At 50.0% G+C, this 13,076-nt stretch carries 3 protein-coding genes; all 3 read right to left on the reverse strand.

Annotation, left to right across the window (positions count from 1 at the left end):
- Positions 1 to 4,551, reverse strand: a 4,551-nt coding sequence (locus tag L692_RS28375) for a beta-ketoacyl synthase N-terminal-like domain-containing protein (RefSeq protein ID WP_198027735.1), incomplete at its 3' end; no start/stop codon positions are given.
- A complete protein-coding gene (locus tag L692_RS0110340; protein WP_025699592.1) occupies positions 4,532 to 12,610 on the reverse strand; it encodes an SDR family NAD(P)-dependent oxidoreductase in 8,079 nt (2,692 codons plus the stop codon). The genes L692_RS28375 and L692_RS0110340, both read right to left, overlap by 20 nt.
- A 1-nt stretch (position 12,611) precedes the next feature.
- The coding region (locus L692_RS0110345) for an acyl carrier protein (protein ID WP_025699594.1) at positions 12,612 to 13,076 on the reverse strand (465 nt) is incomplete at its 5' end.

Genomic DNA, 13,076 nt, shown 5'->3' on the forward strand with positions numbered 1-13,076 from the left:
CAGCATCCGCCCAAGAAGCTCATCCATCACATTCATATCATAATTCATGTTTGACAACCGAATCGGCAAATCAGTTGCAGTATCCGCTTCCCTAAACCCTTCCGTAAATTCATCGGCTCTGGTGCCGAAAAAAGATGAGTGCATTTTTTTGGGATACAGGTTTAACAGAAACGAAGAAATATCTTTAAGAGTCGATAACCCGAAAAACGAGCTGGACTTCAAATTGAGCCCGATTGATTCATTCAGCCGGTTCGTAAGCTCGGCAAGCTTTATCGGGCTCAGTCCGTACTCGTCGAAATCGACTTCCGGGTCGATCTCTGAGCTGTCTACTGTGCATAAGTTTGAAACCGTCCGTATCAAATACTTCTGCATGTTTGCGGCTGAAGGGAGGACGTCATTCAAGGACCGTTCCCCAGATTCCACTTGAGTTACTATGGAAACCGTCGGCATCTCGCCATCCATCACCCGTGAAGAGAAGCCTCTCATGTGAACGCATACCCGGCCAGAGCTGTCGCTCAAATCAATATCCAGTCTTTGCAGCTTGTCTTCTGGCCGGCTTCCGTTGCTGTAACGGATGAAAGCCCACATATCCGGCCCGCAAGCGCCGAATATCCGTAACTCGTCCAAAGCAAAAGGAAGGTAAGGTTGATGACCCAACATCTCATTCACTGTGGTCTGCTCCCCCAATAGAAGTCCAATAGCAGCCTGAAAAGCGGAGTCCATCAGGCAGGGATGCAGAATATATGAGTCTATGCTGCCCTGTAGAAACGGAGGCAAAGAGAGCTTAGCCAGGACGATATTCTCACCCGTGAACAGGCGTTCAATTCCGCTATGGGAAGGACCGTAAACAATCCCCATGGATTTAAAGGCGTCATAGCATTGACCTGCCGTGATGTTATCCAAACTGCACTGGGCCTGTAAAGCTCCAAGGTCCAAGGCAGGGACGGGGTCGTCAAAACCGGGCACCACTGTCCCCTGTCCATGAACGATCGCTTGCGCGGCATTTCCGGGAATTTCGCTGTATATTTCGTAAGCGATCGTATCGTCTGGGCCTGGTACCAGCCCGATGTGAACCAGTACCGGTCGCTTGCCCGCAACGATCGGCTGCAACCAAACTACGTTTGTCAACCGGATGCCTGAATCAGACGGCATCTTCCCTTTCGACGCCAATTCCGCTGCCATCCGGGCCATTTCAAGATACGCCACTCCGGGAAGAACCCGCTCCCCCTTCACTTGATGATCGACCAGATAGAATTCATCACCAGTAAAGGTTGTACTGAAACGCAGCTCGGACAGATTAGACGTGTTCAGATGTACCAGCGGATGCAAGAAGTTAACGTCCGCCATCGGAGTAACGGAGGTCTTCCGTTCCTGCTCCGGCAACCAATAACGTTCGCCGGCAAAAGGATACGTTGGCAGACCGATAATCCGGGGTTGCAAGTTCTCGTACAGGGCACTCCAGTCCATTTCCATTCCTTTAACCCACAAATCCAATACCTTAGCGTATTTGCCCTGGGTTAGCCATTTCGACACCATTTCTTTCAAGTCCTCGTCCCCGGAGAACAGCGATAAATTTTCGGTACTGCTCTCCGTACATCCATGCACCAGGCCGACAGCCGCCTCTCCGCCCTCCAAAAAAGCTTCCAGTTTAGACTCAAGCTCCGCGATTGTCCGGACAGTAAAGCCCAGTCGATACTCCATTTCTTCCCTGCCCATCTGAAGTGTATACGCCATATCAATGAGATCCCGGTCGGAATAGCGGCCCTTTCTCACGGCGAGCAGCAGATCACTCAATCTTGCCCGAAGACGTTCCTCGCTCTTTGCAGACAGCAGAAATAAAGCCGGGTCTGAGAAAACCGGACGTTCATTCCCGGAGTTAGCCGGGACATATTCTTCCACTACCACGTGGGCATAAGAACCGGAAAATCCAAAAGAACTGATCCCCGCTCTCCTTGGCACGCCTGGCGGACTGACCCACTCCTGATTTTCACGATTGATATACAGCGCTGACTGATCCAATCGGATATAGGGGTTCAAAGTTTCAAATTTAGGCATCGCGGGAATTTTCCGATCCTTCATTTGCAAAATAATTTTCATAATTCCCGCTAGCCCTGCAGCGCCTTCTGTATGTCCGATATTAGACTTCACCGAACCGATAGCGCAAAAGCCTTCTTTGTCTGTGAAACGGCGGAATGCCTTGTTTACACTGTTTATTTCAATGGGATCTCCCAATTTGGTGCCGGTACCGTGAGCTTCGATGTAACTTATCGTTTCCGGTTCGATTCCGGCGTTTGCCCAAGCTTTCAAAATTACGTTCTCTTCCCCTATTACACTGGGCGCGGTCAATGAGGGGGTATATCCGCCATGCAGCGCAGCGGAACCTTTAATTACGGCATAAATCCGGTCGCCGTCCTTTTCCGCTTGTGCAAGCGGTTTGAGTAGGATGCTGGAAATCGCTTCACCAGGCACATAGCCATCGGCTTCCGCTTTGAACGTATGACAGCGACCCGTAGGAGACAGGGCTCCTATGCTGCTGAAATAGCGGTAATGCCATGAAGACAGAAGAAGATTTACGCCTCCGACGAAGGCCATTTCACATTCCTCATTTTTTAACGCCTGACAAGCCAAATGCAGGGCAAAAAGCGAGGATGAGCAAGCGGTATCAACTGCCATGCTCGGGCCCTTCAAGTCAAAGACAAATGATATCCGGTTGGCAATCACCGTTTGAGCGGTCCCAGTGCCCGCATAAGGATCGACAGGAAGGTTCATCTCCGCCATCCTGTCCGCATAATCGTGTACACAGGCCCCGACGAAGACGCCCGTCTGGCTTCCCCGCAATTTTTTGATGTAGCCGGCATCTTCGGCAGTTGCATAAATGCTTTGCAACAACAAACGAATTTGCGGATCTATCCATTCCGCTTCCCGACGGGAAATGTTGAAGAATTCAGCATCGAATCGGTCTACATTACTGAGAAAGCTGCCCCATTTGCAATAGGTTTTATCGCTCACCCCCTGGTTTTCGTCAAACCAGGGACGATAATCCCAGTGATCCGACGGGATTTCCTTTATCATATTCTTCTTGTCAAGGATATTCTCCCAAAAATGGTCAAGATCATCAGACTCCGGAAATAAACCGTGGATTCCAATGATTGCAATGCCGCCATCATCCTCATGTTCCTGTAAGTCCCGATGTACAGCCTGATCGTTGGTGTTTTGTACCGCTTCCGGCTTCATCGACTGCACACTCTGTACCATCTGGGAATTTGAGGAATCTCTATTCGGTGATTTTCTTCCATCAACCCCCAAATTCCGTGCAGTGGTGCCGAGCAGCGGCCTGAAGGAATCGGCATGGCTGCGATTGAAGTATGCCGACAATTCCGTAATACTTGGGTACTCGAAAAACAAAGTCGGGTTCAGTCCAATACCTGTTTCCTTCTCGATCTCCAACGTTAAGCTGATCAATGTAGAAGAATCAAGGCCTAATTCCAGGAAATTCCTATCTGTATGATGGGGAAATATTTCATCCGGGAGAATTCCTTGGATTTTCCTAATCAGATACTGCCGAATGCCATCGGATAAATCAGCAGGTAACCGCTCATTCCTTTCCATTTGGTGGATTTGATCTGTTTCGGAAACGACTGCCCCACGAATCCTTTTTACGGAGCATTGTATAAACCGGGCCACAATTTCGGACTTATCATTAATCAAATCGGCGTCGAACACAATTATTTCATCCGAACATCGCACCACGTCCACCTGAACCCAACAGTCATCCTTACGGAGGTTTTTGCGGAAAAGAATCCTTTTCACACCAAAAGGCAGAAAACCTTCCCATTTCAGCGCATCTCCGGCCAAAGGTAGCATCGCCAGAAAGGCGGCATTGATCAGATGAGGATGCAGATCATAGCAGTGCCCCTCTTCCTCAGGAGTCAGTCTCAGCCCAACTCTGGCTAATGTCCGATTCTTACCTTTCAACAATCGGGTAATCGTCTTAAAGCTATGGCCCAGTTTCATTGCAGGATTGTTCGAATATATATCCTCTAAATCATGATACTCATCCAAGTCCAGCTTTATCGCCTCAAGATCAATCCGGCCCCCGTCAAAAAAGCTGTGCAGAAGCTTACCTTCTGCGGCGCTCCGCTCCATCTGCCCCGGTTTACGGTACATCGTCCGAAAATCAATTTCTCCATCCCTTTGAACACAATCCGTCGATACTTCGACGACCTCATTCGGCTTGAGCGTAATGGGATGAATAAACAGCAAATTCTGCAATTCTACGCTTTGCATGGTTGGAAACCTTTTAAAGAACGCGTTGATTGCTAAACTTGCGCAAGTTACCCCAAGAACAACCTGTTCGTCATCTATCTTATGATCCTTAAGGAAGGCTTCATTATAAACATACTTCTCCGGATCGTTTTCAGCACCTGACAAAGGAGTCTCTCCCGCATCTAGTCCGACATCTATTTTTTGCATTTCCAGGATCGCTTCGTCGATGCTCAATTGATGATTTTCAACCTTTTCGAGCAAGGATTCAAAGTGTTTGTCGTTCATATTGTCCACCTAAGTCCCCATATTTTTTGGCTTCCAGCAGCGCTTTCTCTTTCGTAATCTCGCCTTTGGATAAACGCTCCAGCAGCGTCCGATAGAACTCTTCCCGGAAAGCTCCCTTTATGGCGTTCTCAGCAATGGCCCGGGGGGAATCATCCATTCCCCGGTCAAAAGCATACGCGGGCAGACTGATTCTGCAAGGGGAATTCCGACCATCAAGCTTCCTAAAATCAAGGTCCGCGCCCGCCAGCCAGGCTTGGGCAAGACGCCGAACATTTCTTTCCGAAAAAGCGCGGAGGATTTCCCTTTCGCCAATGTCGCCGCTCATCTCTCGCCCAACCATGGTTTTGGATATGCCGTCCAAATCAGAACGTTCCTCCGGCCGCTGCGCAAGAACCCGCAATGTATCCTGCAGTTCTTTCACGGATGATGCGATCACAGCCGTTCTGTGCTCCAAGTTCGGATTCGATTTATACAGCAATAAAGCTATATCTTTCAAAGCGACATCACCATGCTCCTCAAGAAAAGCCGAAAAACGTTTCAGGTACCGTTTCAGGCTGAATTCGGTTTTTGCCGAAAAAACAAGCAGACATTCTTCATCGCGCGCAAAATCCGGCCGGTCGACGGGCGGTTCCGGCAAGTATTCTTCTATAATCACATTGGCATATGCGCCGCCAGCACCGAAGGAATTGATCATGCTTCTAAGCGGCAGTATAGCTCCTGTCGTAGGGTCGTTTACTCTCACCCATTCTGTTGACTCTTCTTGAAGAAAGAAAGCGGAATGCTCCAGCATCAAATTTGGATTTCTTGGATTGGCATTGATTGTCGGTACAAGCGTCCGATGCTGCATTTGTAGAATAACCTTGCTGAGCTGAGAAATTCCTGAAGCTGCCTCCAGATGACCCAGGTTGGATTTGACAGAGCCGAGCGCGCAGTACTGCTTTTTGCCGGTAAATTGAGAAAACGCTTGATGAAGCGCGCCCACCTCGATCGGGTCCCCCAGCTTTGAGCCGTTGGCAGCCGATTCTACATACGTGATTGTCTCCGGATCAATACCTGAGCGCCTTATCGACTCCGCAATCAATTGCATCTGCTGCTTCGGATCCGGGACGCTGTATTTCTGCCGGCCCCCACTATGATTTATGAAGCTGCTCTTAATCACGCAGTAAATCCGGTCTCCATCCTCTAGTGCGCTGGCCAAAGGCTTAAGCAAGACGGCACCGACGCCTTCCCCCGGAATATAACCGTCCCCTGCCCCGAAGCTTCTGCTTAATTCACCATCCTCCAAAAAATGGATGTCCTCCAGCGATTCATATTTGGAGGGGTCAAGCGTTAAGTTTACGCCGCCAGCTACCGCCATACTGCAGCTCTTTTGCTTCAAACTTTCACAGGCCAAATGAATAGCGGTCAATGAACTCGAACATGCCGTATTCACCGTGAGGCTTGGTCCAGTAAGATTGAAGAAATAGGAAGCGCGATTGGCAATCTGCCAATCTGTCCTGTTGGACTTTTTCAAAGCCTGTTCCGCCACAGGCGCGGTCCAGGGATGTTGACTGTACATAGAGCCGACGAACACTCCCACACCGCTCCCATTTCTGGCTTGCTGTTCTTGCAGAGCTTGTATGGAGTAGCCCGCATCGTGGACGGTCTCCCACACCGTCTCAAGAAATAGGCGAAGCTCCGGCGGAAGCTCCGCAGCTTCTTGTTCACCCATTTCGAAGAGCTGGTAATCGAACCCGTCAATATCCTTCAAGAAGCCGCCAAAACGCCGTTTGCCAGCTTGTTGAAGTTCCTCAATTTCAGTAAGGGAACGGATAAAAGATTGCTTCCATCTCCCTAAGGGGACTTCGCTGACACAGCTGTGTCCCGACTTCAAATGCTGCCAAAGCTCCTCCAGATTATCGGAAGCAGGATAACGGCCGCTTATACCGATAATGGCGATATCCGCCGCCGCATGTTTTTCCGGTATTAGCATGATAGGTCCATTCGCTTGATCTTCGGACATATTATTTGCGGATTTCTTCCGAATAGGTTCACTGTCTTTTTCAATAAACCGAGCCTCTATCTGCTCCAATCCACTGGATAAAAGAGGCTGGGCAAGGGTTGGCTTCTCAGCAAGGAACGAGCCGGAAAGTTGTTCCCCATAGTGGGTGACCAGATAATCCGCCAGTTCTCCGATGTTCGCATACTCAAACAACAGAGTCTTGGACAGTTCCCCGGTCGTCCCCTCCAGCTTCCGGATCAAATCGATCTGCATGATCGAGTCCAATCCGTATTTCGAGAAAGAAGTGTCGGAACTAATCTCTCTAAGCGGTATATTGATTGCCTCGGCCAATATTTTGCTCAAAAGCTGCAGCGTTTGCGTTCTGAGCGAATCAGGAGCAATCTGGACTGCCGCCGAAGTCTCTTCTAACGGCATGGCAGTTTCCGGCTGCAGCGAATAAAGCAGCTTGTCCTCATCTCCAGCCAAGACAAGAGTCTTCCGGCTGTTTAAGGCGTATGCCCTATACAAGGCCTTAATTCCACTCTCCGTCTCCATGGGAGTCATGCCGAGACGCTCTCGAACCAACTGCTCGGTTCGCCGGTCGACTCTCATTCCTCCCTCTCTCCACAGCGGCCAGATAAGCGAAAGCGTACGGCCGTTGCGCTGATTGCTCTCTACTAACTGGTGCCGGTAATCCGCGTAAGCATCCATGAAGCCGTTCGCCGCCGAATAATCCGCTTGACCCACATTGCCAAATACCCCGGAAGCCGCCGAGAAGAAGACAAAGAAATCCAGGGAAAGATGCTTCGTAGCTTGATCAAGATGAACGAGACCTTTCACCTTTGGTTCCAGGACATTGCTCATTTCTTCGGATGATTTATGCCTTAATAAATTGTCATGGATGATTCCCGCGCTGTGTATCACGCCGTCAAGCTTTCCGAAATCCGCCTCAATACGCCCGATTAAATGTACGCTCTCTGTTCTCGAGGCGATGTCTGCTCTCCAGTAAGCCGCTCTGGCACCCATATGCTCCAGTTCTTCGAGCTTTGTCTGCTGCTCATCGTCCAATGGTGATCGCCCGGCCAAAATCAAGGTTGGCAAAACAGTTCGCCGTGCGATCTCTTTGGCGAAGAGGTAACCTAATCCGCCCATACCTCCGGTGATCAGATAAACGCCATGATCCTTCCATGGAAGAATTTCTATGCCGGGTGAAACGTCCGGGTTTACCCAACGGGGAACCCATCGTTTTCCGCCGCTGTATCGGATGTGGGCCTCGTAAGGCGTTTTCTTGCACTCGTCAAGTTTCCGAATGACGTATTCCTCGTCACCATCAGCTTCCAACTCTATGAACTGTCCGGTAACCTGCCGGTTTTCGAGCCGCACCGTTTTAAACATCCCGGCCAATCCTGAGAAAAGCGCCCGGTCTTGGCCCATGGCAACCAATTGAATTAAACTATTCCCTGGTGTTCCGTCCGCCAAAAGCGTTCGAATCTCTTCAGATACATCCAGTATGCAATTTTCGTAACGCTCTGCGATTTCCCCTGTGGCCTGCAGTACATGGCAACGTGTCCCATACTGAAGAGCTTTTAAACGTTCTGCGGATTCTTTTTCCAGATCTAAAAATATAACGACATGATGAAAATAAGTCTCCTCCGGGACTTGTGAAACCTCACGTTGCTCCTTCCATTCAGGTTCGAGCAGCAGCAAGCCGGCTTTTGTCGGCTGCTCTTCTCCGGGCAGCTTTTCCTGCCTTTCTAGCAAGCGTGTTGAAAAACCCGATATCCGGATATATACTTGGCCGTCCACACCGCATAAATCAATATCCATCTTTTGAACGGGACTGTCCGCTCCATAGCCATCGCTATAACGAATATAAGCCCACATCGACGGAGTACAAGGTTTGAAAATCTCAAGCTCTTCCATAGCGAACGGCACAGCAGGTTTAAGCTGCGTAAGAGCACCAGTCGGCTGCGAGCCGTCAATATTTAAAGAAAGCCCCGCCATAGCTTGTAGTGCGGAATCCATAATGCTCGGATGCAGGATGTAGTCATCTTGACTATGAGCTGCTGCGGAAGGTAAAGACAAGCGAACCAACACTTCGCCAGATCCAGCGTGCAGTTCCTCAATGCCTCTAAACCCCGGCCCGTATTCTATCCCTGCGGCTAGAAACAAACGGTAACATTCTTCTCGAGATAGAGGGTGAGGACCGCAACGGTTCCGAATCGCCGCAATATTCCGATTAATGGAAGTAGAGGGCGCGGTATAGCGAGCTCTGCCTTGACTGTGGATAACTGTTTGATCCGCTTCATTTCCGCCGTTACGACTGTATATCTCATACAGTATAGAGCCATCTGGGTCGCGGGAAAGACCGATGTGGACCTCAACCGGTTCTTCCTCTACCGTAATCGGACGGGCCCAGACGATATTTCTTAGCCGGACTCCATAGCCTTCATATTTGCTGCCCGCAGACTGCTCGACTGCCTTTCTTGCCATTTCCAGGTATGCTACGCCGGGAAGCATCCGCTGCCCCGCCACAATATGATCCGATAAGAAAAACTCCTGGCCCGAGAAAGCGGAGGTGAATTTATGCTTCTCCAGATCAGACGTATTTCGCTGAAGCAGCGGGTGAATGAAGGAACCGGGTGCCGCTTCTCCGTTCTGACTGCCTGATTCTAATGCCGTTTTTTCTTGTTCCGGCACCCAATACCGATCCTTCCCAAAGGGATAGGTCGGAAGGGGGACTCTGGTATATTGATCGTCTGCGAATAATTGGTCGAATTCCAGCATATAGCCCTGCACGTACAGCTCTGCTACCGTTGTTAAGTGTTCCAGATAACGGCTTGCCTCCTGCTCCTCCCGGCAGTTGGCGATACACTCATTACCAAACTGTCTCAAAGATAGTTGTTCTCTGTGATCGCCCTCCTGAAGATGAGCGTGATAAACTTGCAGCGTCTTACCCTTGTCCAGCCATTTCTGAAGGAGGATAAGCACTTCGTCCCGATCACGGGCGACAAATGCCAGCCGATGCAGGAAATGCTTTCTGCCCAGAAGCAGCGTATAACTCATATTTCCGCAATCCGCCGCTGTATTTACCTTGCAGTAATCGATTAGCTTCACGACCTGCTGCCGCAATTGCTCCTCCGTCCGGGCCGACAAGACCAATAAATAACCTGGCTTCACTTGATGAACACGCTCGTTTAGCGGCGCTTCTTCAATTACGATGTGTGCGTTAGTTCCGCTGAAACCGAAGGCGCTGATTGCGGCGCGGCGTTTCCCATCCGGGCCCATATCCCAATGCTTCAGTTCCGTGTTCACGTAAAAAGGACTTCCTTTGAACGCAATATCGGGATTGCCCGTTCGGAAATGCAAGGAAGGCGGCATTTGTTTATGCTTCATCGAGAGCAAAACCTTGATCGTCGAGGCGACGCCTGCAGCTGCGGTCACATGACCGATGTTTGTCTTAATCGAACCGACAGCACAATATTCCCGCCGGTTCGTATAGTTACGGAACGCCTCGGTTAACGCTTGGTATTCAATCGGATCGCCAAGTTTGGTTCCCGTGCCGTGCGCTTCCACCATTTGGATTTCCTCAGGCTGTATATGAAATGTGTCGTAGACCCGGCGAATTAAGCTTTCCTGCGATTTTGCGCTTGGCGCCGTAATTCCATTCGTTGACCCATCCTGATTCAAGCCCGATCCACGTATGACGCCATAGATGAAGTCACCGTCAGCCTGTGCGTCCGAAAGACGTTTCAGAATAACCGCCCCGACACCTTCGCCCGGTACAAATCCGTCCGCTCGTTCATCAAAAGTATGGCATCGTCCCGTCGGCGACAGCATGCCCGCCTTACCCGCACTGAGATAAAATCCCGGCGTAGATTGAATAAAGACGCCTCCGGCCAGCGCCATGCCAATTTCACCAGTCCATAAGCTCTGGCAGGCTAAGTGAACCGCAGTAAGCGAACTGGAGCAAGCTGTATCAACGGTTATGGCCGGTCCCTTCAAGTTCAGATAATACGCAATGCGGGCGGGAATGACAGATCCCGCATTTCCCCACATGGCTTGCGCCGGAGAGCGGTTGCCGATCAGTTCCGCATAATCTCCGATATTGTAGCCGACATATACACCACATTGACTTCCATCCAGCCCGGCGCCTGCGTATCCTGCGTCTTCAAGGGCCTTCCATGATTCCTCAAGAAACAGCCTTTGCTGGGGATCCATGTAAGCGGCTTCAGTTCCAGAAATGTTAAAAAACAGCGGATCAAAACAGGCAATATCCGAAATGAAGCTGCCATGCCTGCAATAGCTCCCATCTTCGAACGGATACTTCGTAAAATCCCATCGGGTAACTTCCTCAACCAGATCATCTCCCCGGGCTAGATGCTCCCATAATTCGTCCACGGAATCCGCTTTTCCAAAGCGTCCGCTCATCCCGACGATCGCTATCGGCTCACGAACGAACCCTTCCTGCCGCACAGTTCTAAATGCCGTCGCGCTCCGTTTGTTTATCCTATGAAGAGCCTTTGCAGGCTGTGCTGTCTGTACGGCTTCCTCACCGGTGACTGTATCCAAGTCTTCTTTTCCTTTTGGGGAAATACGCAGCTCCTTTGCGATGGTATCTTTATACACGGTGAAAATATATTCTGATAATCTATTTACCGAGCTGTAGTCGAACAGGCATGAAGTCGGCAATTCAGTACGCAGCGATTCATTGAGCATTCTCACCAGTTGGACGCCTGTAATGGAATCCAGACCGTAATCCGAGAACGACTCATCCGGATGAATCCTACGGTTTTCAAGCTTCAGCGACTCTGACAGCCTATCTATAACCGCATCTTGAATGTATTCCTTTATCATTTGGTCGCTTGCGTCGTATTTCGGTCGCCGTCCGCTCATTTTTCTTGAAGGGCTTCGGTCGATATAGGAAGCGAAACGTCGCTCCGGCATATCTGCATCATGCCCTGTCGCCTCTTCCGCAGTCGATTCCGGCATGGTTATATTCATTTGAGACTGATGAATCCGAATGATTCCGTCGCTCTCGGCCACAATGATTTGTTGACCCATATGGTGGGAATGCAAAGCCGGGAAGAACACAGAAGCAAACCCTTCAGCTCTTAACGCAGTCTTCCAGGCATCAGGAGATAAAATCGGGCAGCCTGGGATGCGGATTTCCGGATCTTCATACAGCCACCATCCCTCCAAAAGACCAAAAGTGATATGGGCAAAAAGCGTATTTTCGCTAATCTCATTTAGAAGCAAGATGCCGTTTTTCTTTAACGCCGACTTTGCGTTTCTCAGGGTGAGGTGAATATTTTTGGTTGCATGCAATACATTCGCGGCGATGACCACATCATAGCCGCCTTCTTCAAGACCTTGCCGCTGCAGCGGTTTCTCCACGTCAAGAAGCCGGCAAACGAGAAAAGGATTGTCAGGACCTAACTTCTGTTCCGCACGTCTCAAAAAAGCTTGCGATATATCTGTATAAAGATATTCACTTATGTAATGCCGGTAAGGCTTCAGCTTGCGTAAAACCATGCTGCTGGTTCCTCCGGTTCCCGCCCCGATTTCCAAAATGCGGACTCTCGCGTCTGGCTGCCGTTCGACGATCTCTTGCACATAGACGAGAAGCGTATTGGCAAGCAGTTCGTTATAAAAATCAGCGACCGGGTTATCTTTATAGATCCCTTCGACCAAGTCCATGGACGAGTTCGGAAAGATAATATCCGTTGCCCGTACTTTTCCCGACAATATCTCCGGTAAAGCCCGTACCGTAGCTTCTGCAAGGTCGACCCGGGCTTTTATCGACGCATCCTTGGACCATTCTTCCCTCTTCCGCCGCCATTCCCGCCAAACCTCGTTTATGTTGATCCGGTTATTTCTCCCGGCCGTGATTATTCCATTCTCCGAACAGACATATTGCTTTCGCCCCAATACGGCAATACTCTCTTTCAACCATCTATCATACAAAGCGGATTTTCCTTTCAAAGCTGCCAAAGCGGAGTGATCGTCCGCATATATTCCCATCGATTGCAACTGGCCCCACATCAGTTTACAGAGAAGGTCCTCCATCTCCTGCATTTCAAGACACCTCCTCTTTGAGGGAAATAGAGTTTCCGAATTGATGAACCAAATAGTCTGCGAAGTCCTTCCATGTTTGCCGTTCTAGCAAAGCGGACGAATCCAATTCCAGTCCGAACGCTTCGTTGCAATTCGCAATCCATGCATTCAACTGGACAGTGTCAAACTTATATTCCTCGATCTCCGAGTCCAAATCGATATCTGTTACTGTGACGCCGCACAGTTCTGCTGCAAGCCTAATGACAGTGTCACGTACCTGCTCGGCTAATTGCCGAGAACCGCCATTCTCGGGCTTCTCAAAGGCCGGAATCACAATGCGCCTTCTTAAACGGTCCGCGAACGAAGCTGAATTCCCGGCCAAGACTTGTATTCGTTCGCTACTTTCCATCCAGGGCCACGAAAAATCGGTCTTTATTAAGGCCAACTGATTCAGCGGACCGGCCAGCAGCGACTCAAGCGCCTCCAT

The sequence above is a fragment of the Paenibacillus forsythiae T98 genome (genome assembly GCF_000520735.1).
GTDB lineage: Bacteria > Bacillota > Bacilli > Paenibacillales > Paenibacillaceae > Paenibacillus_AQ > Paenibacillus_AQ forsythiae.

Excerpts from the sequence above, each read along its gene's own strand:
- L692_RS0110340 (WP_025699592.1), bottom strand. The coding sequence starts at position 12,610 with ATGCAGGAGATGGAGGACCTTCTCTGTAAACTGATGTGGGGCCAGTTG.